Origin of the sequence: Nonomuraea recticatena, from assembly GCF_039533245.1 — a bacterium.
Taxonomy (GTDB): domain Bacteria; phylum Actinomycetota; class Actinomycetes; order Streptosporangiales; family Streptosporangiaceae; genus Nonomuraea; species Nonomuraea roseola.
Genome location: NZ_BAAATE010000008.1, coordinates 230,272 through 252,577, shown reverse-complemented (window position 1 = coordinate 252,577; position 22,306 = coordinate 230,272). Strand labels below are relative to the sequence as shown.

Below are 22,306 nucleotides of genomic sequence, written 5' to 3'. Positions count from 1 at the left end.
CCTACCTCGATCTCGGCTGGCCCGCGTTCCTGCTCGCCGTCGAGTATGACGGGCACGAGCACCACACCTCTGCCGCCGACCACCGCCGCGATCTCGGCCGCCGCGCCGCCCTGCGCACCGCGGGATGGCGCGTCATCGCCGTGCGCCGCGACGTGATCCCTGGGCGCGGCGCCGACGTCCTCGAGCAGGTGGCCAACGCCCTGATCGAGTGCGGATGGCAGCCCACGTCGGGCCAGGTCACCCGCATCCTCGGCAGGCTGCGCGCCGCCCGACGCCGGAGGCGGTGATCACGGATGGAGCGGCAACCCCTTCGTCGTCTTGTCGACCGCGTTGCGCGGGCCGTAGAGGGCCAGCCCGACCAGACGCAGGTCCTCCTCCATCACGGCCCGCACCGCGGCCCTGTTGTCGTCGTCGTTGCCGGTCTTGAACAGCTCCTCGGTGTAGACGGCCACCCGCAGCCCGCGGGCCACGGCCCGCTCCCTCACTCCGGCCAGCCCCTCGCCGTCGGTGGCGTAGACGAGCACCGGCTGCCTGAACATCGGCAGGTACTCGTTCCCCGAGCCGTCCTCGTACGGCCGGCCGACCGTCTCGGGCTCCCCGCCCGCGACGGCGGAGGCCAGGAAGGCGGTGACGTTCAGCTTCTGCCAGGTGGCGAGGTCCTCACGGACCACGATGCCTATCTTCGTATCGAACCGCATGCCGTCCACCCTGCCCGCCCCTCCGCTCCCCGTCTTGAACGCTGGTGCGGGGTTCAGCCGTCGAGCAGCCTCAGCCCGACGACCCCGAGCACGATGAGGGCCAGGCAGGCCAGCCTGGCCGGGGCCGCGCTCTCCCCGAGGGCGACGATGCCCGCCACGGCGACCCCCACGGCGCCGAGGCCCACCCAGACGGCGTACGCCGTGCCCATCGGCAGCGATCTGAGCGCGAAGGTGAGCAGCACGAGGCTCAGCGCCGCCGCCGACACCCCGAGGAGGGCGGGCCATGGCCTGGTGAACCCGTCCGAACGCTCGAGCGCGGTGGCCCAGACGAGTTCCAGCCCTGCGGCGACGACGAGCAGCAGCCATGCCATGACGTCAGGCCGTGGTGCCCGCGTCGACGGTGACGGCGGCGCCGGTGATGTGCCTGCCGCCCTCACCGGCCAGATGGGCGACGGTGGCCGCGATGTCCTCGGGGCTGCAGTAGGTGTCGAGGGCGGTGTAGCGCCGCTCCTCCGCCGCGTCCTGGCTGTCGGCAGGGTTCATCTCGGTGTCGGTCGAGCCGGGATGCACCAGGTTGGCGGTGATGCCCCTCGGGCCGAGATCCCTGGCCAGCCCCTTGGTCAGCCCGATCAGCGCGGACTTGCTCATCGAGTAGAGGGTCCAGCCCGGATACGGCACCCGCTCGGCGAGGCTGCTGCCGATGCAGATGATCCTGCCGCCCCTGCCCATGTGCGCGGCGGCCGCCTGGGCCAGCACGAACGAGGCGCGCGCGTGGATCGCCAGCGTGCTGTCGACCTCCTCGAGTGTCACGTCCTCCAGCGGCCCGTATGGCGCGACGCCCGCGTTGCTGACCACCACGTCGATCCGGCCGAACTCGGCGACCGTCCTTTCGACCGCCGCGACGACCTGGCTCGCGTCGGACGCCTCCGCCGCCACGGCCAGCCCGCGAACGCCCGCGGCCTCGATCTCCTTGACGACCGTCGCGGCACGGTCGGCCGCACGCGCATAGGTGATCACCACATCGGCGCCCTCGGCGGCCAGCCTGAGGGCGATGGCGGCCCCGATGCCGCGGCTTCCTCCGGTGACCAGCGCGACTCTGCGTGTCATGACGTCCTCCATATACGGAATAGGTTCCGCTTGCACGATAACCGGAACGCGTTCCGGTTGCAAGGCTTTCAGTAGGCTGTCTCCGTGGAGGCTGTGACCAACCCGCGACGCGAGCGCGTCGACGCCGCGCGCAACCGGGCGAAGATCCTGGCCGCGGCGGCCGAAATCGTCTCCGTCCACGGCGTGGAGGGACTGGCGATGGCCGAGGTCGCCGCCGCTGCGGGGGTGGGCGTCGGCACGCTGTACCGCAGGTTCGGCGACCGCTCGGGGCTGGCGTACGCGCTGATCGACGAGAGGGAGCGCGAGTTCCAGTCGGCCTTCATCCAGGGCCCGCCACCGCTCGGCCCGGGAGCCGACCCGGTGACCAGGATCCGCGCCTTCCTGCACGCGCTGACGGACCGCACGGTCGAGCAGCTCGACCTGCTGCTGATGGCCGAGACGGCGAGCCCTTTCGCCCGGTTCGGCGGCGCGTACGACGGCTACCACGCGCACCTGTCGATGCTCATCGGCCAGGCGGATCCGACGGCCGACGCCTATGTCCTGGCCGACCAACTGCTGGCGCCGCTGGCGGCTTCCCTTCTGGCCCACCGCCTGCGCACCTGCGGGGTGACCGTCGACCGCGTCAAATCCGCCCTCGACCAACTCCTCCCGCTCCGCTGACACCTCTCCCGGCGTGCGGGTTCGACCACCTGGCCTGGCTGTCTTTCGGCTGCACTGCCCGTGCGAAGCGCTGACCGGTTGCCGGGATGGTGAGAATGGGAGGGTGACGCATGACTGGTCCCGCTACTGGCGCTCTCCCGACAGGCCGTTGGAAGCCATGCACGCCCACTTCGTGCGCCACGTCTACCACCGCCACAGCCACGACACCTACAGCTTCGGCGTCACCGAGGACGGCGCCCAGGCCTTCAAGTGCAGGGGCTCGGCGCACACCAGCGCCGCGGGCATGGTCATGGCGTTCAACCCCGACGACCCGCACGACGGACACGCCGCCGACCAGCTCGGGTTCACCTACCGGATCCTCCACATCGGCACGGAGCTGGTGGCCGACGCGTTGGAGGACACCACGGGCCGCCGTACCGGGCTTCCCCTCTTCGCCGAGCCCGTCCTGGACGATCCGCTGCTCGCCCGGTCACTGCACGCCCTCCATCTCGCCCTGCTCGGCGGCGCCTCGGCCCTCCGCCGCGACGAGCTGCTCAGGGCGACGCTCGCGGCGATGGCACGCAGGGGCAGCAGGTCTTCCGGCACCGTGGACGCCCGCCGTCCGGCTGCCGGCGGCACCGCGCTGATCGCCGAACGGGTAAGGAGCCGCCTGAACGACTCCCACCTCGACGACCTCACCGCCACCGACCTGGCGGAGTCGGCGGGATGCAGCCGTTTCACCGTCTACAGGGCCTTCCACGCCGTGTACGGGATGGCCCCGAGCGACTACCAACGCCAGCTCAGACTCCGTACGGCCCGCCGCCTGATCGCCGAGGGTCTCCCGTTGGGGGAGGTCGCGGCGCAGGCGGGTTTCGCCGACCAGAGCCACCTGACCCGCTGGTTCACGCGAACGTACGGCGTCACTCCCGGCGCCTACCGAGAAGCCGCCCATCCGGAACCCTTTCGCGAGGTCACCGGAGGCGGATGATGCCGCAGGCGAGCCCCGGCCGACCCTGGTGGAGGCCGGCTTCGTGGCCGTCCTCCACCAGGGCAGGAGAGTTCGACGGCGCCCCGCGACGCCGAGGGCCGGCCGGGCGCCAGGGCGGCTCCCGCTGGAGCCGGGCCGTCACGGCTTCGGCTGGTCGGCCTCCCGGACGTCGTGGAGGTGGATGAGGACGTCGAAGGAGCGGGCGATCGCGAGGTTGGCGTGCGGGAAGGGGTACTGCGTGCCGATATTGCGCGTGGGGCGGGTGACGTCCAGCCAGGTGCGCGCCGCGGCCGGAGCGTCGCGGATGTCGAGGTAGTAGTCCCGGTAACGGACCTTGTCGAGGGTGTACTCGTTCATGCCGGGCTCGGCCGCGCCCACGGTGAACTTCTTCCAGTCGCCGCTGAGCGCGGCGTCCTTCGACAGGAAGGAGCCCTGGTTGAAAGTGAAGCCGATGGGGAGGTACTTCCTGCCCAGTGTGTCGCGCAGGTACGACCCTTGCGTCTTGGGGTACAGCGTGGGCTCGCCGGCGGCGTACCCGACGTGGTCGTTCTGCGCCGACAGCAGCATCTTGTCGCCGGTGCGCCGCTGCCACCAGGCGGTGTTCTCGGCCATCACCTGGTCGCGGTAGCGCTGCGCGACGGGCAGCGTGGCCTTGTCGGTGAGGTCGAAGGCGAGGAACGTGGCCGTCTGGGCGATGGATCGGGCGTTCTGGACCGCGAGCTCGAACTCGCGCTCGTCCGGGCCCTTCTGGCTGCTGATCAGATCCAGGGCCTGCCGTGCCTTGGTGGCGAGCCGTTGCCGTTCCGCGAGGGGCTTGCCCAGATAGGCGAACACGTCGTCGATCGGGCGCAGACCCGCGTAGAGCTGCGTGAGGTGCGGCAGCGACTCCGGGTGGGTCCGCTGCACGTAGCTGGTCACCCGGTTGAAGAAGTCGTCGCTCAGCTTGGGGGCGCCGATGTCGTCACCCATGAAATGGACCGTGCGGCCAGGGTGGCGGCGGTTGTGCTCCCGCATCCACTCGATGAGGCTCACGAACTCCTCTCGGTCCCACGGCGAGCCGGCCAGCGCCGCTTTCGCGATCTTGCGTGCGTCGCCCTTGCCGGTCTGGAGGTACTCGTCGATCTCGAGCCCCGCAGACCAGCTCAGCTCCAGGGCGAAGGTGGTGAAGCCCTTCTCCTCGACGAGGTAGCGGAAGACCCGCTCCTTCATGGTGAAGAACTCGTGCGAGCCGTGGGTGGCCTCACCGAGGCCGACCACCTTGGCGTCGCCGATCATCGCACCCAGAGCTCGCAGGTCGGCCGTGTTCCTCCCTGGCTCGGTCGAGCGCAGCTGGTGCGCCGCCTGCTCCAGTGCGCGGACCGGGTTCTGCCTCCCGCCGACCGTGTCGGACAGGGCCGCCTGAGCCGCCACGGGGGCGAGGACCGCTCCCATCGCGATCACAGCCGTCGCCACCAGTCCCCGACGGCTGATGTGCTTCCGGTCCCTAGCCATGCTGATTACCTCTTCACTTGCCTATTGTCATTCGAGAAGGACTCAGACCTCGCGGTCAGATCCATGCATCGACGACAGTACGGCGACGCGACCGCGCCTCCCATGGCACTGACTAGCATCTTTGGGGTGACGTGCGCCGGTGCGTCACGGTAGGGCAGGCCCTACCACCGGCCGCTGCGAGCCGGCGAGCCTCATGGGCGGCGACGAGATCCACATCGGCTTCCGCGCCGGCCTTCGTTCGGCGAGTTCGGCCAGATCAACCAGTGACCCGACGACGAATGCCCTGGCGGATCCGAGCCGCGAGTGGGTGATCCCCCCTCGAACGCTGGTCGCAGGCGGCGTTCGAGTTGCGAGGACGGGGGATGCTGCCGGCTGGGCCCCGACCGAGCCCGAGGGAGGGGTCGGCCGGGGTGAGGGTTCAGCCGAGGGTGACGGGGAGGGTCTTGATGCCGTTGATGAAGTTCGAGCGCAACCGGCGGGCCTCGCAGGTCTGCCGCATCCGCGGGAACCTTCTGGCCAGCTGCTCGAAGAGCACGCGCAGCTCGAGCTTGGCCAGATGGTTGCCCAGGCAGAAGTGCGCGCCTCCGCCTCCGAACCCGATGTGCGGGTTGGGAGACCGTCCGATGTCGAAGACCTCCGGGTCGGAGAAGACCGACGCGTCCCTGTTGGCAGAGGAGTAGAAGACCACGACCTTGTCGTCGGCCTTGACCTGCTGTCCGCCCAGGGTGAGGTCGGCTGTCGCCGTACGGCGGAAGAGGTTCACCGGCGAGACCCAGCGGACGATCTCGTCGGCGGCCGTGGCGGCGAGGGAGGGGTCGGCGACCAGCCTGTCCCACTGGTCCGGATGCTCGAAGAGGGTGAGCATGCCGCCGGAGGCGGCGTTGCGGGTGGTCTCGTTGCCCGCGACCACGAGGAGCAGCACGAAGAGCTCGAACTCGTTCTCCGTCAGGCTCTCGCCGTTCTCGTCGGACTGCAGGAGCTTGGTGACGATGTCGTCGCGCGGGGCGGCGCGACGCTGGGCGGCCAGTTCGGAGGCGTAGGCGTAGACCTCCATGGCCGCGGCGCCGCCCTCCTCCGGTGAGGCGGCGTAGTCGGGGTCCTGGGCGCCGATCATGCGGTTGGACCAGGCGAAGATCTTGTCGCGGTCGGCGACGGGCGCGCCGAGCAGCTCGCAGATCACGTAGAGCGGGAGGGGCGCGGCGAGGTCGGTGACGAAGTCTCCTTCGCCTGAGCACTGGTCGAGCAGGTCGTCGCAGATGTCGCGGATGTGCTGCTCCAGCGCGCGGATGGTGCGCGGGGTGAAGCCGCGGTTGACCAGGGAGCGCCTTCTGGTGTGCTCGGGCGGGTCCTGGTTGAGCATCATCATCCGCTGCAGCTCCCGCTGCTCCTCCGGCATCTCGTTGAACAGGGCGAGCCTGCGCGCGGAGGAGAACAGGTCGGAGTGGCGGGAGACGTGGACGACGTCCTCGTGGCGGGTGACGGCCCAGAATCCCGGCTCGCCCTCGTGCCAGTAGACGGGAGCGTGCTCTCTCAGCCAGCGCATCTGCTCGTGCGGGGGGCCGAAGGTCGCGTAGTGGTCCTGATCGACGAGGTCGATGTTCACGAGCCGTCACCTCGGGCTTGGTCAAGCGCTTGGTAGGTGCCAGGGTATGAAACCAGCGCGAGGAGGGCAAGCCCTCCGCCGTGGTGCGGGGCGCCCACGCTGGTGGTGATGATCCGCGGCAAGCGTGCTCCTCGTGGGGACGGGTTCTCTCGGGTGGCCCGGCGTGGCCACCGGTTCCGGTGTCGGCTCTCGCGGGGTCTACCCCGACCCTCGTATGGCACGCCGCGCTCGTGGGCGGCCGGGTCGTAAAGCTCGATCATGCGCGACTCCTGACTCGCTCAAGCGCTGGCGGTCCCTGCCTTTGTATGCGAGTCCTGTACGGCCGTCAAGTAGTGCGGCGCTTCTAGCTAGGTTGCATTCCTAACTAGCTTGTTCTACCGTCTAGCTCGTACCGGAACTCAGGAGGTTCACCCCATGTCGCTCGTCCTGTTCGTCGCCCTTGTGGTCCACCTCGCGGTGGTGAGCCCGCTGCTCGGCCGCCGGACCTATGCCGCTCTCCAGGCCGACCGGAGCCGCTACACGCGGACCTTCCTCGCCTGGATCGCCGAGCTGTGGGGCATGGCCGCGGTTGCGCTGCTGATCGTCGGTCTGTCGCCCGACCTCGACCTCGTCGACCTGGGCCTGACGGTTCCCACCGACTTGTCCACGTTCCTCGGCATGATCACCGGCCTGGTCATCGCCTCCGTGGTGGTCGCCCTCGTCATGCGGAAGTCGGGCGCGGCGATGCCGGGTCAGGCGGCGTTCGAGGCGCTCGTCCCCAGGAGCGGCGGCGAGAGGTGGATGGCGGTCGCCATGTCCGTCAGCGCGGGCGTCTGCGAGGAGATCGTCTTCAGGGGGCTGCTGATCGCGATGTTCACCTCGATGGGCGCCCCCAGGCCCGTGGCCGCCGGCCTCGCGCTGGCGCTGTTCGTGGCGGGCCACCTCTATCAGGGGTGGAAGGGCATGATCATGGTCACGCTCGCCGGCTTCTCGCTCACCATGGTCTACTTCTCCAGCGGCTCGCTGGTGCTGCCCATCGTGATCCACATCCTCGTCGACATCCGCTCCCTGCTGATGGCCAGGCCCGCCGCGCGCCCGCAGCCTCCGGTGCGCGAGGTCGTAGGTGGGGGAGCGGCGTAGGTAGCATCGCTACTATGGAAAGAGGTACGGCATGAGCGCCGACCGCCGGGCGAGCTGGCTCAAGGGCGTGCTCGACCTGCTCGTCCTGGCCAGTCTCACCGAGGGTGAGAACTACGGCTACGAGATCGCCAAGAGCCTGGCCGAGTCAGGCCTCGGCCAGATCAAGGGCGGCACGCTCTACCCGGTGCTCAACCGCCTGGAAGAGGCGGGGCTGGTCGCGGCCGAGTTCAGGGTCACCGAGCGGGGGCCGGGCAGGCGCTACTACCGGCTGACCGAGCAGGGCAGAAGCACCCTGGCCGAACAGGGCGACCTGTGGGTCGCCTTCGACAGGTCGGTGCGGTCGGTGCTGGCCAAGGGAGGCATCCAGTGAGCACCTACTTCGACGAGCTGGCCGTACGGCTGCGCGAGCGCGGCGTGCCCGAGGAGACGGTGACGGCCACCGTCGCCGACCTCACCGCGTACCTGGCGGAGAGCGGGGGCGACCCCGAGGAGGAGTTCGGCCCCGCCGCCGACTTCGCGCAGCAGCTCGGGGCCGCGCCTGCGAGTGAGAGTGCCGCCGAGTCGAGCACCTGGCGCTGGACGGCCGACATCTTCGTGGACGAGCGCCACCTGAACGAGTTCGGCGACCAGGGCTGGGAGGTCGACAGGGTCGACGCGACAGGCCGGTTCGTCAGCCACCGCGACGAGGACAACCCCCAGCGCTGGGAGTACCGCCGCGAGGTGGTCACCAGGAAGGGCAGGAAGGCCCTCGTCGAGGAGCTCGCCCCCGACGGCTGGGAGCCGTGCGGCACCTGGTTCTACTACGAGTACTTCAAGCGGCCGAAGGCGGCGAGCCTCGGGCCGGAGGCGCAGCTGGGAGCCCCTCCCCGCGCGCCGGGGAAGGGCGTCTTCCTCAGCAGGCGGTTCTTCCTGCTGGTCGGGTTCGCGGCGGTGTGCCTGGTGGGTTCGCTGACGCTGATGATCAATGTGTCCGGCGGAGGCGCCGGGTTCGTGGTCGGTCTGCTCGCGGGGGCGGCCGGCGGCGCGCTGGTCGCCCTCGGATCGCTCTGGTTCCAGGCCCGAAGGCGCGACAGGTCCGGATGAGGGCGACGGGTCCCGATTCGCGTGCCTGGCCCGGATGAAGGTGACAGATCCGGATGCGCGTACGGGTTCCGGACGAACGCGTCGGGTCCCGATGCGCCCGGCGCGGCGCCTGAGCATGTGCGGGCAGCGCGCCCATCATGGCGAGCGCGAGGGCGCCCGCCGTCCCGCCGAGCACGGCCCGGCGGGACGGGTGGAACGAGTCGTCCACGGGGGATTCTTCAGAAGGCGAGCCGCTGCCAGGTGGGGACTTCGGCGGGGGTCAGCGCGCGGGCGAAGATCGCGACGCGGTCCACGGCGCCGCTGAGACGCTGGCCGCCGCCCTGGTCGGCCGCGAAGCGCAGCGGCCTGGTGGCGCAGCCGGTGATCCCGTCGGCAGGAACCTTCGCGCCGCCGATGCGCGCCCCGTCGGCGTAGACGGTGACCGTGCCGTCGCGGCCCATGGTGACGACCAGGTCGACGTAGCGGCCGGTGGGCACCCTGGCGTCGGTGGTGACGTTGAGGCCCGCGCCGATGAAGCGGACCCTGTTGTCGGGTGTCAGGTCGATCAGCACCCCGTCGTTGCCGGGGTCGCCCGAGGGCTGGGAGTCGAACAGGCGGCGGTAGCCGCTGCCCGCGACCTTGACCTCGGCCGCGAAGGAGGCCTCCTTCAGGAAGCCGAGGGTGGTGGGCGCGGTGGTCAGGTAGGTGGCGCCGTCGAGCACCAGACCGCCGTCGCCGTCGTAGGCCGCCGTGCCCGTGACGGTCGCGTCCCTGCCGTTGCCCGAGCCGTCGGCGACGGTCGTGCCGGCGGAGGGGTCCCATGCGACCAGCGGTTCGGCGGCCGATGGGACCGCGCAGGGGGCGACGGCGAGCGAGGCGGAGGCGCGGCCCGACCATGCGTCACCCTTCACGGTCGCGGTGATCCGGGCGCTGCGCGAGCCGTCGGCGGGACCCGAGGCGACGGTGAAAGCCGCGCTGCTCGTCCTGCCCTGCGTCGTGGCGGGCAGGTGGACCGAGCCCGGCGTGGCCGTCCAGCCCTGGGGCAGCTGAAGCGTCACGTCGCCCGCGGGGACCGCGCGGCCGCCCGTGGCGGTGACGGTGACCTTGACGGGGAACGACTGTCCCGCGCCCGTCTCTGCGGGCGCCTCCAGGGCGACGCGGACCTCTCCCTTGGCGCGGTAGGTCTTCCCCGCCTCGGCGGTGAAGGTGACCGTGTCGCCGTTTCTGGTCAGAGGGACGGCCCTGCCGGCGGGGTCGAGAAGCCTGAACCGTCCGGCGAAGATCTGGTTGCGCACGGTCAGCGGCCCCGCCGACCCCGCGTGCAGCGCGATCTCGCTGGTCGCGCCGTTCTTCCAGGTGGCGTCCACGGTCACGTCGCCACGAGCGCGCAGTCCCTGGACGGAGCCCGTGGCCCATGCCGACGGCAGCGCGGGCAGCACGTCGACCACGCCCGACTGCGACTGCAGCAGCATCTCGGACATGCCGGAGGTGGCGCCGAAGTTGCCGTCGATCTGGAAGGGCGGGTGGGTGTCCCAGAGGTTGTCCAGGGTGCTGCCCTTGAGCTGCTCGCCCAGCATCTTGTGCGCGTGGTCGCCGTCGAGCAGGCGCGCCCAGAAGTTGATCTTCCAGGCCTTGGACCAGCCGGTGCCGCCGTCGCCGCGCGCGGTCAGCGAGACCTCGGCCGCCTTCGCCTCCTTGGAGCCAGGGGCGATCTGGCGGCCGGGGTGCAGGGCGAACAGGTGGGAGACGTGCCTGTGGGTGTTGTTCGGGTCGTCCCAGTCGGACTTCCACTCCTGGAGCTGGCCCCAGCGGCCGATGCGCAGGCCGGGGTCGAGCCGCTCCATCGCCTGCCGTACCTCGGGCTCGTCGGTGCCGAGTGCGGCGGCGGCCTCCAGCACGTTGCCGAACAGGTCGCGGACGATCTGCTGCGACATGGACGCGCCGGCCGAGAAGTCGCCGTGCTCGGGGGAGTAGCTGGGGGAGACGACGAGCTTGCCGTCCCTCGGGTCGGTGTGCAGGTTGTCCACCCAGAACAGCGCGGCCTCGCGCATGACCGGGTAGACCGAGCGCAGGTAGTCGAGGTCCTTGCCGAACAGGTAGTGGTCGTACATCTGCTGGGTGGTCCAGGCCGCGGCCTCGGGGAACCAGAAGGCGGTCGACCAGTCGTGCACGCCGGTGAAGCCGAACGGGTTGGTCTCGTTGTGGACCACCCAGCCGCGCGAGCCGAACATCTCCTTGGCGGTCCGCTGCCCCGGGGCGACCAGCGCCTTGATGTAGTCGTCGTAGGACGTGGTGGTCTCCGCCAGGTTGGTCTGCTCGGCCAGCCAGTAGTTCATCTGCAGGTTGATGTTGACGTGGTAGTCGGCCGACCACGGCGGATTGGTGGAGTTGTTCCACACGCCCTGCAGGTTGGCGGGCAGCGAGCCGTCCCGCGAGGAGGCGATGAGCAGGTAGCGGCCGTAGGCGAAGAACAACGCCTCCAGCGCCCTGTCGTCGGCGGAGGAGCCGCCCGTGTAGCCGGCGCGCAGCCTGTCGGTCGGCACGGAGGGTGCCTTCTGCCCGATGTCGAGCTTCACGCGGTCGAAGAGATCGGTGTAGTCCTCGAGGTGCGCCCGCCTGAGCCCGTCGTAGCCCTTCGCGACGGCGGCGTCGACCGTGGCGGTGACCTTCGCGTGCGGGTCCTCGCCCCGGTAGGTGGGGTAGGAGCTGGCGTAGTTGGTGCCCGCCGACAGCACGAAGACGGCGCTGTCGGCGCCCGTGACGGTGATCTGGTCGGCGCCGTCGGTACGGCTGCCGCCGGTCGTGATGACCTGGACCTGCGACTCGAACACCATGCCGTTGTCGGCCAGCGCGCCGCGAACGGTCAGCCTGCCGTCCTTGACGGAGACCGTCTTGTCGTCGCGCGGCGACGAGGTCCGCAGCGTGAAGGAGACCTTGCCCGCCTCCGACGCGCTGAGCCTGCCGACGATCACGTTGCCGGGATGGCTGGCGAAGTACTCGCGGGCGTAGGTGACGCCGCCCGAGGTGTAACCGACCCTGGCGACGGCCTCGCGCAGGCTCAGCTCCCTCCGATAGCCGGTGGCGGCCGTGTGGCCGGTGTCCAGCCAGAGGTCGCCGAAGGTCTGGTAGGCGCCGAAACCGCTCTTGGGCTGGCCGAGCTTCCTGGCCACCGCGTCGGGCGACATCCTGCCGTCGCGGTCGATCTGCGCCTGGACCTCGGCGATCGCGCCCGGCCTCGGGCTGGTCCAGTTGCCGAAGTCGTAGCCGCCCTTGGAGCCGGGGCCGCCGGTCCACAGGGTCTTCTCGTTGAACTGCAGCTGCTCGCCTGCCACGCCGCCGAACACCGTCGCGCCGAGCGCGCCGTTGCCGATGGGCAGCGACTGCCTCTCCCAGTCGGTGGCCGGTTGGTCGTACCAGAGGGTCAGGTCGTCGGGTGGGCCGGCGGCGGCGGCCTGGGCGGCTGGCACGGGGAAGGCTCCGATCAGGAGGGCGGAGAGCAGAACTAAGGCGCGGGGTACGGCCAACGAATCCTCCGGTGAATCGGGGGTGTCCGCCAACTAGGTAGCACCTGAAACGCGGTGGTAACAAGGGTTCAGCTCCGATGTTTGGCCTGGGTGATCGTTCACATACGACAAAGAACACCATCTGGCCAGGTCACGGATCGGATGTATCTGCAGAGGACTACTTGACAGCGACTCGACGGCGCACGAGCATCAGGAAGCGAGACATCCGATGTATAGCCGAGGGATGCGGTGTGAAGCTGCTGCGAGTAGGACATGTCGGTCAGGAACGCCCGGCGGTGATGGACGCCGCAGGAAACCTGTACGACATCGGAGAGCCCGAGATCGACGGGGCTTTCCTCGCTTCAGGGGGAGTGGCGCGCGTCCGCGACGCGCTGGAGCGCGGCGACCTGCCCGTGATCGACGCCGAGGGCCTGCGGGTCGGCCCGCCGATCGCCAGGCCCGGCAAGATCGTGTGCATTGGCCTCAACTACAGCGACCACGCGGCGGAGACGGGCGCGACCCCGCCCACCGAGCCCGTCGTCTTCATGAAGGCGCCCAACACGGTGATCGGGCCCGACGACGAGGTCCTGATCCCGCGTGACAGCGTAAAGACCGACTGGGAGGTCGAGCTCGCCGTGGTCATCGGCGAGACCTGCCGCTACCTGGAGTCGAGGGAGGAGGCGCTGACGAAGATCGCCGGCTACGCGATCTCCAACGACGTCTCTGAGCGGGAGTTCCAGCTCGAGCGCGGCGGCCAGTGGGACAAGGGCAAGTCGTGCGAGACCTTCAACCCGCTGGGCCCCTGGCTGGTCACCGCCGACGAGGTCGGCGATCCGCAGGACCTCGGCATGCGGCTGTGGGTCAACGGGGAGCTCCGCCAGGACGGCAACAGCAAGAACATGATCTTCGACGTGGCAGAGGTCGTCCGCTACCTCAGCAGGTTCATGGTCCTGGAGCCCGGTGACGTCATCAACACGGGCACGCCCGCGGGCGTGGCGCTGGGCCTGCCGGGACAGCCGTACCTGAAGAGCGGCGACGTGATCGAGCTGGAAATCGACGGCCTCGGGCGCCAGCGGCAGACGGTGGGTCAGGCATGAGTGACTACCGCATCGTGGCGGTGGAGACCCACGACATCCGCTTCCCCACCTCGCTGGAGCTCGACGGCTCCGACGCGATGAACCCCGACCCCGACTACTCCGCCGCCTACGTCGTGCTCAGGACCGACGACGGCTTCGAGGGGCACGGCTTCGCCTTCACGATCGGGCGCGGCAACGACGTGCAGACCGCCGCGATCAAGGCGCTGGAGCCGTACGTGATCGGCAGGGACGCCGAGGACCTCGGCGCGCTGTACAAGGAGATGGTCTGGGACTCCCAGCTGCGCTGGCTCGGCCCCGAGAAGGGCGTCATGCACATGGCGGTCTCCGCCGTGGTCAACGCCCTCTGGGATCTCAAGGCCAAGCGCGAGGGCAAGCCGCTGTGGCTGCTGCTGGGCGAGATGTCCCCCGAGGAGATCGTCGAGCTGGTCGACTTCAGCTACCTGAGCGACGCGCTGACGCGTGACGAGGCGCTGGCCATCCTGCGCAGGGGCGCCGTCGGCAAGGCCGAGCGCATCGCCAGGCTGAAGGAGAGCGGCTACCCCGCCTACACCACCTCGCCTGGCTGGCTCGGCTACGACGACGACAAGCTGCGCCGCCTGTGCAAGGAGGCGCTCGACGACGGCTTCACCCAGATCAAGCTGAAGGTCGGCGCCGACCTCGCGGACGACGTCCGCCGCTTCAAGGTCGCCCGAGAGGTCTGCGGCCCCGACTTCCCCATCGCGATCGACGCCAACCAGCGCTGGGACGTCGGCGCCGCCATCCGCTGGATCCACGCGCTGTCGGAGTTCGGCCCCCACTGGGTGGAGGAGCCGACCAGCCCCGACGACGTGCTCGGGCACGCCACGATCGCCAGGGCCATCGCCCCGATCAAGGTGGCCACCGGCGAGCACGTGCAGAACCGCATGATCTTCAAGCAGATGCTCCAGGCGGGCTCGCTGTCGTACCTGCAGCTCGACTCCGCCAGGGTCGGCGGCGTCAACGAGAACATCGCGATCCTGCTGCTGGCCGCCAGGTTCGGCGTGCCCGTCTGCCCGCACGCGGGCGGCGTCGGCCTCTGCGAGCTGGTCCAGCACCTGTCCATGTTCGACTTCGTCGCGGTCGCGGGAACGATGGAGGGCAGGGTCATCGAGTACGTGGACCATCTCCACGAGCACTTCGTCGACCCCGTGGTGATCGAGCAGGGCCGCTACGTCGCCCCGAGCAGGCCGGGCTTCAGCGCGGAGATGCGTCCCGAGTCGATCGCCGCCCATTCCTTCCCCGACGGAGAGGTCTGGAGGAACTCATGACCGTCATCAGAGCTCTGGTCACCGGCGGCGGGTCCGGCATCGGGCTGGCCACCGCGGAGGCGTTCGCCGCGCGCGGCTGGCAGGTCGCCTGCCTGGACGTCAACCCGCCCGGCGAGCCGTTCGTCGGCGTCAAGGCCGACGTCACGGACGACGACCAGGTCCGTGCGGCCGTCGCCGAGGCCGTCGACCGCATCGGCGGGCTCGACGTCCTGGTGAACAACGCCGGCATCGGCGCCCAGGGCACGATCGAGGCCAACCCCGACGAGGAGTGGCGCCGGGTCTACGACGTCAACGTCCTCGGCCTGGTGAGGGTGTCGAGGGCGGCGCTGCCGTACCTCAGGCAGTCGGAGCACGCCTCGATCGTGAACACCTGCTCCATCGCGGCCACCGCGGGACTGCCCAACAGGGCCCTGTACAGCGCCACCAAGGGCGCGGTCCTGTCGCTGACACTGGCGATGGCGGCCGACCACGTCCGCGAGGGCATCAGGGTCAACTGCGTCAACCCCGGCACCGCCGACACCCCATGGGTCGGCAGGCTCCTCGACGCGGCCGACGACCCCGAGGCCGAGCGGGCGGCGCTCAACGCCCGCCAGCCGATGGGCCGCCTGGTCTCGGCGCAGGAGGTGGCGGCGGCCATCAGCTATCTGGCGGGGCCCGAGGCCGGCGCCACCACCGGCACGTCACTCGCCGTCGACGGCGGCATGCAGGGTCTGCGCCTGCGTCCGAGCAACTAGGAATCCACCCCCCATAAAGAGGCGAAATCATGAAGTTCGGCCCCGTGGTCGCGAGCGCGGCCCTTCTGGCTCTCATCACCGCGTGCGGCTCCACAGAGAGCGGCAGCAGCCCGAGCGCCGCCGCGAGCGGCGCGACCGGCGGAAAGATCGGTATCGACCACCCGCGGGCCGACTCCGACTTCTGGAACTCCTACATCAAGTACATCCCGCAGATGGCGACCGAGCTCAAGGTCGACCTGATGAACTCGACCAACTCGCAGAACGACGTCGCCAAGCTGGTGGCCAACACGCAGGCGCTGGTCAGCCAGGGCGCCAAGGTCATGGTCATGGCCCCGCAGGACACCGGCGCGATCGCCTCCACGCTCCAGCAGCTGGAGAACAAGAAGATCCCGGTCGTGACCGTGGACACCAGGCCCGACAAGGGCAAGGTCTACATGGTCGTGCGCGCCGACAACCGCGCCTACGGCACCAAGGCCTGCGAGTTCCTCGGCGAGAAGCTGGGCGGCAAGGGCAAGGTCGTCGAGCTGATGGGCGCGCTGTCGTCGGTCAACGGCCGTGACAGGGCCGAGGCCTTCCGCGAGTGCATGAAGACCAAGTTCCCCGGGATCACCGTCTTCGAGGAGCCGACCGAGTGGGACGGCGGCAAGGCCGCCTCGATGCTGCAGACCCGTCTGGAGCAGAACCCCGACGTCAAGGGCATCTACATGCACGCGGGCGGGGTCCACCTGGCCCCCACGCTGCAGGTGCTGAAGGCCAAGAACATGCTCGTCGCCCCCGAGGACGCCAAGCACGTCTTCGTGGTGTCCAACGACGGCATCCCGCAGGAGTTCGAGGCGATCCGCAAGGGCGAGATCGACGCCACGGTCTCCCAGCCGGCCGACCTGTACGCCAAGTACGCGCTCTACTACGCCAAGGCCGCCGCGGAGGGCAAGACCTTCAAGCCGGGCCCGACCGACCACGACTCCACGATCATCCAGCTGCCGAACGGTCTCGAGGACCAGCTTCCCGCCCCGCTGGTGACCAAGGAGAACGTGGACGACCCGAATCTCTGGGGTAACCAGGTCAAGTAATGAAAAATCACGTTGAAGCCCGGAACATCGTCAAGCGCTTCGGCCCGACCGTGGCGCTCAACGGAGCCGGCATCTCCATCAAAGAGGGCGACACCCACGCCCTCGTCGGCAGGAACGGCGCGGGCAAGTCCACGCTCGTGTCGATCCTGACCGGGCTCCAGCGTCCCGACGAGGGCGAGGTGCTGTTCTCGGGAGAGGCGGCGCCCCCTCTCGCCGACAGGGACGCCTGGCGCCGGCGGGTCGCCTGCGTCTACCAGAAGTCGACGATCATCCCCGAGCTGTCCGTCGCGGAGAACCTCTTCCTCAACAGGCAGACCGCCGGCGGCCCGATCAAGTGGAAGGCGTTGCGCGCCCGCGCCCGCGAGGTGCTCGAGACCTACCAGGTCGACATCGACGCCGACGTGCTCGCCGGCGACCTCGGCGTCGAGCAGCGCCAGCTCGTCGAGATCGCCCGCGCCCTCTCCTTCGGCGCGACGTTCATCATCCTGGACGAGCCCACCGCCCAGCTCGACGGCCCCGCCATCGAGCGGCTCTTCGAGCGGATGCGCGCGCTGCGCGAGCAGGGCGTCACGATGATGTTCATCTCGCACCACCTCGACGAGGTCTACGAGATCTGCCAGAGCGTGTCGGTCTTCCGCGACGCCAGGCACATCAGGACCGCCGAGATCGACGACCTGCCGCACGACGAGCTGGTCTCCGCCATGACAGGCGAGGCCACCGCCACCTACACCTACCGATCGCGTACGGCAGGCACCGGCGTCGTGCTCGCCGCGAAGGGCCTGTCGCTGACCGGCCGCTACGAGGCGGTCGACCTCACCGTGCGCTCCGGCGAGATCGTCGGCCTGGCGGGCTCGGGCAGCAGCGGCAAGGTCGGGCTGGCCGAGACGCTGGTGGGCCTGCGCAGGCCCGACAAGGGCGTGGTGAGCGTGAACGGCACCCCGATCAAGGACGTGCCGTCCGCGCTGAAGGCGGGGCTCGGCTTCGTGCCGCAGGACCGTCACCACGAGGGCTTCGTCCCGTTGCTGTCGATCGCGGAGAACGCCACGATCCCGATCGCGCACAAGCTCGGCAGGTTCGGCTTCGTGTCCCCCGCGAGCAGGCGCGCGCGGGCCGTAGAGATGATCAAGGACCTCGACATCAAGACCGAGGGGCCCGACCAGCCCGTCGGCGACCTGTCGGGGGGCAACGCGCAGAAGGTCGTGCTGGCCAGAGCGCTGGCCGACGACCCCAAGGCGCTGGTGGTGATCAACCCGACCGCCGGGGTGGACGTCAAGGCCAAGCAGTCGCTGCTCGGCGCCGTCGAGGACGCCGTCGAGAGGGGAGCGGGAGCCGTCCTGGTCTCCGACGAACTGGACGACCTGCGCGTCTGCGACAGGGTGCTGGTGATGTTCCACGGCAGGGTCGTGAAGGACGTGCCGCGTGGCTGGAGTGACCACGAGCTCGTGGCCGTGATGGAAGGTATCGAACAGTGACCACATCGACCACCCCGTCCGCGCCCACCGCGGTGAGCGCGGCGGGACCCAGGCTGAGGCTGACCAGGTTCAGGGACCTGACGCTGGTGCCGGTGATCGTCCTGCTGCTGGTCGTGGGCGCGTTCGTCGATCCGGTGTTCCTCACCCCCGGCAACCTGACCAACGTGCTGCAGCAGCAGTCGGCGCTCGCGCTGGTCGTGCTGGCCGAGGCGCTGATCCTGATCGCCGGCAAGTTCGACCTGTCGCTGGAGTCGACGGTCGGCATGGCGCCGGCGATCACGGTGCTGCTGATCCCCGCCGCCTCGGGCGGCATGGGCCTGCTGGCGATCCCGATCTGCCTGCTCATCGGCGCGGCGATCGGGGCGTTCAACGGCTTCCTGATCCTGAAGTTCCAGCTGTCGGCGTTCGTCGTGACGCTGGCCATGCTGATCGTCGTGCACGGCCTGCACCTGGGCCTGACCGGCGGCAAGAGCCTGTTCGAGCTGCCCGAGTCCCTGCTCTACCTGGGCAGCGCCACCTGGCTCGGCCTGCCGGCCGCGATCTGGATCGCGGGCGTGCTGTTCGCGGTCGGCATCGTGACGCTCGGCTACTTCCGCGTGGGGCGCTCGCTGTACGCCATCGGCGGCAACGCCGACGCCGCCCGGGCGGCGGGCATCCGCGTCGAGCGCGTGGTGTGGACGGTGTTCATCATCGGCGGCGCCCTCGCCGCGCTCGCGGGCATCCTGGAGACCGGACGCCTGGGCGGCATCAGCGCCAACCAGGGCGTGGGGTGGATCTTCATGGTGTTCGCCGCGGCGGTCATCGGCGGCGTCAGCATGGACGGCGGCAAGGGCACGATCTTCGGCGCCCTCACCGGCGTGCTGGTGATCGGCCTGGTGGAGAACATCCTCACGCTGAAGGGCGTGCCGGGTGAGTGGAAGCAGCTCGTCTACGGCGTGATCATCCTGGTGGCTCTCATGATCAGCCGGGTGGCCGGCGGGAAGGCGCAGGACTGAGATGCAGCGGCTGGCGCTCCGCACCAGGCTCAAGGCGGGCTGCGAGGAGATCTACGACAGGGAGCACGCCACCGTTCCCGCCGAGCTCGAGCAGGCCATGCGCGAGAACGGCGTCCACTCCTGGCGGATCTGGAGGGACGGTCTCGACCTGTTCCACTTCGTGGAGGTCGACGACTACGCGGCCCTGCAGGCGGCGATGAAGGACCACCCCGCCGACAAGGCGTGGCAGGCCCGGATGAACCGCCTGCTCGACGGCGACTTCGACAAGGACTCCGGCGGGCTCGCCCTGGTCTGGGAGATGGCATGAGCCTCGCACTGCCCGCCCTCGGCTTCGGCGGCGCGCCCATCGGCAACCTGTTCAGCCCCGTGAGCGATCAGGAGGCTTTCGACGCCGTCGAGGCCGCGTGGCAGGCCGGGGTGCGCCTGTTCGACACCGCTCCCCACTACGGCCTGGGCCTGTCCGAGCGCCGCCTCGGCTCGGCCCTGGCCGGACGGTCGGGCTACGTGTTGTCGACCAAGGTCGGCAGGGTGCTGGAGCGGGGTGAGCCCGCGCCCGACACCGAGGGGTTCGCCGTCACCACCGACCTGCACAGGAAGTGGGACTTCTCCGCCTCGGGAGTGCGCCGCTCCCTCGACGACTCGCTCGTACGGCTCGGCCTGCCCTCGGTCGACCTCGCCCTCGTCCACGACCCCGACGACCACGCCGAGCAGGCCCTCGCAGAGGCCTACCCGGCGCTGGCCGCCCTGCGCGAGGAGGGAGTGGTGCGGGCGATCGGGCTCGGGATGAACCAGTGGCGGCTGCCGCTGAGGTTCGTCAGGGAGACCGACATCGACGTCGTCATGCTGGCGGGGCGCTACACGCTGCTCGACCAGTCGGGCCTGCCCCTGCTGGAGGAGTGCGCCGCCCGAGGGGTGCGGGTGATCGCGGCGGGGGTCTTCAACAGCGGCATGCTGGCGACCGACGAGCCAGGCGGCACCTTCGACTACGCCCCCGCCTCCGCGAGCCTGGTGGACCGGGCGAGGAAGATCGCCGCGGTGTGCGCGCGGTACGGCGTGAGCCTGCCCCAGGCGGCGATCGCGTTCCCCCTTCGGCACCCCGCCGTGTCGTCGATCGTGCTGGGGTCCCGCAACGCCGGCGAGGTGAGGCGCAACGCCGCTCTCGCGGCGCGGCCGGTGCCCGAGGAGGTGTGGACGGAGCTGACGTCGGAGGGCCTGGTCGGGCTACCAGGGTGAACGGGCACGCGGCTCGGGAGGAGGGGTGACCCTCCGGCCTTGCGCCGCGCTGCCGGGCGCAGGTCAGGACGAGGGCACGAAGACCCAGGACCTCGACTCGCCCTCCTCGTAGGGGGATTCGATCAGCTTGCCCACCACTCCTGGCAGGCCCTGGTCGCGGGCGGCCTGCCGTACCGGCTGGGGCTGACCCGGCCACGCGGGCGCGGTCTGCCAGCGGGGGCCGGCGATCTCCAGCGCCTCCAGCGCCGCCCTCCTGCGCAGGTACGGCTCGGCGACCAGCGATCTGCCCTCGTCGTAGAGCAGGTCGTAGGCGATGAAGATCTCGGCGCCCGCCATGGTGACGATCTCGCCGTCGAGCACCGCGGTCCTGCTGCCGAACCGCTCGGCCAGCGGTCTGAGCAGCGGCAGGGTGGTGCGGCCTCCCTCGATCGGCACCAGCGTCCTGCGTCCGCCCCACGCGAACTCGAAGGAGTAGCCGTCGGCGTTCTTGGGGAGCCTGGTCCTGGTGACGGGCGTCATCGGGGCGAGCTCGGGCAGCGGGTCCCTGAGGCGGGGATCCATGCGGTGGATCATCCAGTTCTTGCCGCGCGTCTGGAAGAGCACGAACCTGCCCTGCGCCCGCTCGCCGTGCAGGACCACCTTCACCTCGCGGTCGGACCACTTCTCCGTCTCGTAGGTGCCGCGGTCCCAGATCGTCATCGCGCCGCCGCCGTACTCGCCGCGCGGGATCTCGCCCTCGAACGTCGCGTACTCCATCGGGTGGTCCTCGGTGTGCACCGCCAGGTGGTTGATCGCGGGATCCTCGGGCAGCCCCTTGGGGATGGCCCACGAGGCGAGCACGCCGTCGCGCTCGAGGCGCAGGTCCCAGTGCAGCGACCTGGCGTGGTGCTCCTGGATCACGAACGTGTCGTCGCCCCTGGGCTCGGGCGGCAGGTCGGGGACCGGCTCAGGGGTCCTGGAAGGGTCTCTCTTGCCTCGGTAGCTCTCCAGCTTGTCGGCCACACCCGGGTCCTACCCGTTAATCTCGTACCTTGTTGTCCACAGTCCTGGGATCACCTCGACGTCCTCGACCTTGGTGAAGCCAAGCTTCTCGTAGAGCGTCCTCGCGGGGCCGTTGTCGCGGCCGGTGGAGACGATCACGTGCCTGCCCGCCGCCCTGCCGAGCAGCTCGGCCACCAGCGCCCTGCCGATTCCCCTGCGATGGGCTCGGGGGTGCACGACCAGGCGGTCGATGTCGATCTCCTCAGGCGTCTCCGCCCAGGCCACGGCGCCCACGCACGTGCCGTCGTCGTCGAAGACGCCCCTCCAGCGCAGGGGTTCGGCGAGCAACTCGTCGAGCGACTCGTGCAGGGGCGGGATGCGGTCGTCGCCGATGAGCTCCGCCTCCACGGCGTAGGCGGCGCGCTGCAGGTCAAGCAGCGCCTGGTCGGGGTCGAGGTCACGGATCAGCACGACATCAACCTGCCACAACGGGGACAGGCGCGGAGTCCGATATCTGCCGGTCCGCTGGTTCTCGCCCGACGAGCGCTCAGAGGGCCTTCCTCAGCCAGGCCTCGACGCCCGCCACGTGGACGATGGCCCACGAGCGGGCCACCTCGGGCTGCCGCGAGGCGATCGCCTCGTAGATCGCCGTGTGCTGCTCCTGGGTCTTCTCCATCGCGCCCTCCTGTGTCAGCCCGCGCCAGATGCGCGCACGGGTCGTCGGGCCCGACAGGCTCTCGATGAACGAGCACAGGACGGCGTTGCCCGCTCCCTGGGCGATGCGCTGGTGGAAGGTGAGGTCGTTGGCCACCAGCTCCTCGATCGTCGGCTCGGAGGGCAGGGAGTCGAGGACCGCCTTCAGCTCGGCGACGTCGTCGTCGCTCATCGCGGTCGCGGCCATCGCCGTGGCGGCGGGTTCGAGTATGCGGCGCACCTCGAAGAACTGGATCACGGTGTCGTCGCGGTGCAGGTCGAGCACGAAGGACATCGTGTCGAGCAGGAGCCTGGGCTCGAGGCTGGTGACGTAGGTGCCGTCGCCCTGCCGTACGTCGAGGACGTTGATGAGGGCCAGCGCCCGCACGGCCTCGCGCAGCGAGTTACGCGAAAGGCCGAGGCGTTCGGCCAGGTCGGCCTCCTTGGGCAGCCTGTCGCCCGGGGAGAGCTCGCCCGAGAGGATCATCTGCTTGATCTTGTCGATGGCCGCGTCCGTGACCGCCACGTAATCCCC

Annotated in this window: 23 protein-coding genes; 14 read left to right on the top strand and 9 right to left on the bottom strand. The window is 70.1% G+C overall.

Translation table 11 applies throughout. The annotated features are described in order from the left end of the window. The first annotated feature begins 140 nt into the window (after window positions 1-140). Window positions 141-287 (top strand): hypothetical protein, encoded by a 147-nt coding sequence (locus ABFX50_RS18560; RefSeq protein ID WP_346147931.1) that lies wholly within the window; start codon window positions 141-143, stop codon window positions 285-287. On the opposite strand, the gene ABFX50_RS18555 is transcribed toward ABFX50_RS18560, so the two are convergent. The 3 genes from ABFX50_RS18555 to ABFX50_RS18545 are packed head-to-tail and all read right to left on the bottom strand — an operon-like array spanning window position 288 to window position 1,805. Further along, the gene (locus ABFX50_RS18555; RefSeq protein ID WP_346147930.1) at window positions 288-698 is read right to left on the bottom strand and encodes a DUF2000 family protein; all 411 of its coding nucleotides are present in this window, start codon (window positions 696-698) and stop codon (window positions 288-290) included. A gap of 53 nt (window positions 699-751) precedes the next feature. After that, the gene (locus ABFX50_RS18550; RefSeq protein ID WP_183656015.1) at window positions 752-1,069 is read right to left on the bottom strand and encodes a DMT family transporter; all 318 of its coding nucleotides are present in this window, start codon (window positions 1,067-1,069) and stop codon (window positions 752-754) included. Window positions 1,070-1,073: 4 nt separating this feature from the next. Beyond that, window positions 1,074-1,805 carry an SDR family NAD(P)-dependent oxidoreductase gene (locus tag ABFX50_RS18545; protein ID WP_346147928.1) on the bottom strand — a complete coding sequence of 244 codons (732 nt, stop codon included), beginning with the start codon at window positions 1,803-1,805 and terminating at the stop codon, window positions 1,074-1,076. Window positions 1,806-1,889: 84 nt separating this feature from the next. Between ABFX50_RS18545 and ABFX50_RS18540 the strand changes: the two genes are divergently transcribed. Both ABFX50_RS18540 and ABFX50_RS18535 read left to right on the top strand, forming a co-directional pair. Then, window positions 1,890-2,465, top strand: a complete 576-nt coding sequence (locus ABFX50_RS18540; RefSeq protein WP_346147926.1) for a TetR/AcrR family transcriptional regulator — start codon at window positions 1,890-1,892, stop codon at window positions 2,463-2,465. Window positions 2,466-2,568: 103 nt separating this feature from the next. Continuing rightward, window positions 2,569-3,432, top strand: a complete 864-nt coding sequence (locus ABFX50_RS18535; protein WP_346147924.1) for a helix-turn-helix transcriptional regulator — start codon at window positions 2,569-2,571, stop codon at window positions 3,430-3,432. A gap of 138 nt (window positions 3,433-3,570) precedes the next feature. Here ABFX50_RS18535 and ABFX50_RS18530 read toward each other — a convergent pair whose 3' ends face one another. Both ABFX50_RS18530 and ABFX50_RS18525 read right to left on the bottom strand, forming a co-directional pair. Continuing rightward, a complete protein-coding gene (locus ABFX50_RS18530) occupies window positions 3,571-4,923 on the bottom strand; it encodes an erythromycin esterase family protein (protein WP_346147922.1) in 1,353 nt (450 codons plus the stop codon). A 418-nt stretch (window positions 4,924-5,341) separates the two neighbouring features. Next, entirely contained in the window at window positions 5,342-6,526 is a 1,185-nt protein-coding gene (locus ABFX50_RS18525; protein ID WP_346147920.1) for a cytochrome P450, read from the bottom strand. Between the two features lie 414 nt (window positions 6,527-6,940). On the opposite strand from ABFX50_RS18525, the gene ABFX50_RS18520 reads away from it, so the two are divergent. From ABFX50_RS18520 to ABFX50_RS18510, 3 genes are read left to right on the top strand one after another with little or no spacing between them, the layout of a single operon-like run. After that, entirely contained in the window at window positions 6,941-7,645 is a 705-nt protein-coding gene (locus tag ABFX50_RS18520) for a CPBP family intramembrane glutamic endopeptidase (RefSeq protein ID WP_346147918.1), read from the top strand. Between the two features lie 31 nt (window positions 7,646-7,676). Then, entirely contained in the window at window positions 7,677-8,015 is a 339-nt protein-coding gene (locus tag ABFX50_RS18515) for a PadR family transcriptional regulator (RefSeq protein WP_183656030.1), read from the top strand. Further along, window positions 8,012-8,728, top strand: a complete 717-nt coding sequence (locus ABFX50_RS18510) for a hypothetical protein (protein WP_346147915.1) — start codon at window positions 8,012-8,014, stop codon at window positions 8,726-8,728. The genes ABFX50_RS18515 and ABFX50_RS18510 overlap by 4 nt, the downstream gene beginning before the upstream one ends. A gap of 218 nt (window positions 8,729-8,946) precedes the next feature. Here ABFX50_RS18510 and ABFX50_RS18505 read toward each other — a convergent pair whose 3' ends face one another. After that, the gene (locus ABFX50_RS18505; RefSeq protein WP_346147913.1) at window positions 8,947-12,174 is read right to left on the bottom strand and encodes a glycosyl hydrolase family 95 catalytic domain-containing protein; all 3,228 of its coding nucleotides are present in this window, start codon (window positions 12,172-12,174) and stop codon (window positions 8,947-8,949) included. 287 nt (window positions 12,175-12,461) lie between these two features. Between ABFX50_RS18505 and ABFX50_RS18500 the strand changes: the two genes are divergently transcribed. Genes ABFX50_RS18500 through ABFX50_RS18465 form a run of 8 tightly spaced genes read left to right on the top strand, consistent with a single transcriptional unit; the run spans window position 12,462 to window position 20,097 of the window. Further along, window positions 12,462-13,307: a fumarylacetoacetate hydrolase family protein gene (locus ABFX50_RS18500; RefSeq protein ID WP_346147911.1), complete on the top strand. Its 846-nt coding sequence runs from the start codon at window positions 12,462-12,464 to the stop codon at window positions 13,305-13,307. Continuing rightward, entirely contained in the window at window positions 13,304-14,593 is a 1,290-nt protein-coding gene (locus ABFX50_RS18495; RefSeq protein ID WP_346147909.1) for an L-fuconate dehydratase, read from the top strand. Before ABFX50_RS18500 ends, ABFX50_RS18495 begins: the two co-directional genes overlap by 4 nt. Next, complete coding sequence (locus ABFX50_RS18490; protein ID WP_346147907.1) at window positions 14,590-15,327, top strand: SDR family NAD(P)-dependent oxidoreductase; 738 nt, start codon at window positions 14,590-14,592, stop codon at window positions 15,325-15,327. Before ABFX50_RS18495 ends, ABFX50_RS18490 begins: the two co-directional genes overlap by 4 nt. A gap of 29 nt (window positions 15,328-15,356) precedes the next feature. Beyond that, window positions 15,357-16,397: a sugar ABC transporter substrate-binding protein gene (locus tag ABFX50_RS18485; RefSeq protein WP_183656045.1), complete on the top strand. Its 1,041-nt coding sequence runs from the start codon at window positions 15,357-15,359 to the stop codon at window positions 16,395-16,397. After that, entirely contained in the window at window positions 16,397-17,869 is a 1,473-nt protein-coding gene (locus ABFX50_RS18480) for a sugar ABC transporter ATP-binding protein (RefSeq protein ID WP_346147904.1), read from the top strand. Before ABFX50_RS18485 ends, ABFX50_RS18480 begins: the two co-directional genes overlap by 1 nt. Continuing rightward, window positions 17,866-18,864: an ABC transporter permease gene (locus ABFX50_RS18475; protein ID WP_312895826.1), complete on the top strand. Its 999-nt coding sequence runs from the start codon at window positions 17,866-17,868 to the stop codon at window positions 18,862-18,864. Before ABFX50_RS18480 ends, ABFX50_RS18475 begins: the two co-directional genes overlap by 4 nt. Before the next feature lies 1 nt (window position 18,865). After that, window positions 18,866-19,171, top strand: a complete 306-nt coding sequence (locus tag ABFX50_RS18470; protein ID WP_346147902.1) for an L-rhamnose mutarotase — start codon at window positions 18,866-18,868, stop codon at window positions 19,169-19,171. Beyond that, on the top strand, window positions 19,168-20,097 hold the full coding sequence (locus ABFX50_RS18465) for an aldo/keto reductase (protein ID WP_346147900.1): 930 nt from the start codon (window positions 19,168-19,170) through the stop codon (window positions 20,095-20,097). Before ABFX50_RS18470 ends, ABFX50_RS18465 begins: the two co-directional genes overlap by 4 nt. Before the next feature lie 63 nt (window positions 20,098-20,160). On the opposite strand, the gene ABFX50_RS18460 is transcribed toward ABFX50_RS18465, so the two are convergent. The 3 genes from ABFX50_RS18460 to ABFX50_RS18450 all read right to left on the bottom strand — a co-directional run bounded on the left by ABFX50_RS18460 (window position 20,161) and on the right by ABFX50_RS18450 (window position 22,297). Beyond that, entirely contained in the window at window positions 20,161-21,099 is a 939-nt protein-coding gene (locus ABFX50_RS18460) for a DNA polymerase ligase N-terminal domain-containing protein (protein WP_346147898.1), read from the bottom strand. 9 nt (window positions 21,100-21,108) lie between these two features. Next, window positions 21,109-21,549 (bottom strand): GNAT family N-acetyltransferase, encoded by a 441-nt coding sequence (locus ABFX50_RS18455; RefSeq protein ID WP_183656055.1) that lies wholly within the window; start codon window positions 21,547-21,549, stop codon window positions 21,109-21,111. 76 nt (window positions 21,550-21,625) lie between these two features. Then, on the bottom strand, window positions 21,626-22,297 hold the full coding sequence (locus tag ABFX50_RS18450; protein WP_183656057.1) for a FadR/GntR family transcriptional regulator: 672 nt from the start codon (window positions 22,295-22,297) through the stop codon (window positions 21,626-21,628). Between the last annotated feature and the right edge of the window lie 9 nt (window positions 22,298-22,306).

Coding starts and splice junctions, on each gene's coding strand:
- ABFX50_RS18555 (WP_346147930.1), bottom strand. CDS start 698: ATGCGGTTCGATACGAAGATAGGCATCGTGGTCCGTGAGGACCTCGCC.
- ABFX50_RS18550 (WP_183656015.1), bottom strand. CDS start 1,069: ATGGCATGGCTGCTGCTCGTCGTCGCCGCAGGGCTGGAACTCGTCTGG.
- ABFX50_RS18545 (WP_346147928.1), bottom strand. CDS start 1,805: ATGACACGCAGAGTCGCGCTGGTCACCGGAGGAAGCCGCGGCATCGGG.
- ABFX50_RS18530 (WP_346147922.1), bottom strand. CDS start 4,923: ATGGCTAGGGACCGGAAGCACATCAGCCGTCGGGGACTGGTGGCGACG.
- ABFX50_RS18520 (WP_346147918.1), top strand. CDS start 6,941: ATGTCGCTCGTCCTGTTCGTCGCCCTTGTGGTCCACCTCGCGGTGGTG.
- ABFX50_RS18515 (WP_183656030.1), top strand. CDS start 7,677: ATGAGCGCCGACCGCCGGGCGAGCTGGCTCAAGGGCGTGCTCGACCTG.
- ABFX50_RS18495 (WP_346147909.1), top strand. CDS start 13,304: ATGAGTGACTACCGCATCGTGGCGGTGGAGACCCACGACATCCGCTTC.
- ABFX50_RS18490 (WP_346147907.1), top strand. CDS start 14,590: ATGACCGTCATCAGAGCTCTGGTCACCGGCGGCGGGTCCGGCATCGGG.
- ABFX50_RS18485 (WP_183656045.1), top strand. CDS start 15,357: ATGAAGTTCGGCCCCGTGGTCGCGAGCGCGGCCCTTCTGGCTCTCATC.
- ABFX50_RS18480 (WP_346147904.1), top strand. CDS start 16,397: ATGAAAAATCACGTTGAAGCCCGGAACATCGTCAAGCGCTTCGGCCCG.
- ABFX50_RS18470 (WP_346147902.1), top strand. CDS start 18,866: ATGCAGCGGCTGGCGCTCCGCACCAGGCTCAAGGCGGGCTGCGAGGAG.
- ABFX50_RS18465 (WP_346147900.1), top strand. CDS start 19,168: ATGAGCCTCGCACTGCCCGCCCTCGGCTTCGGCGGCGCGCCCATCGGC.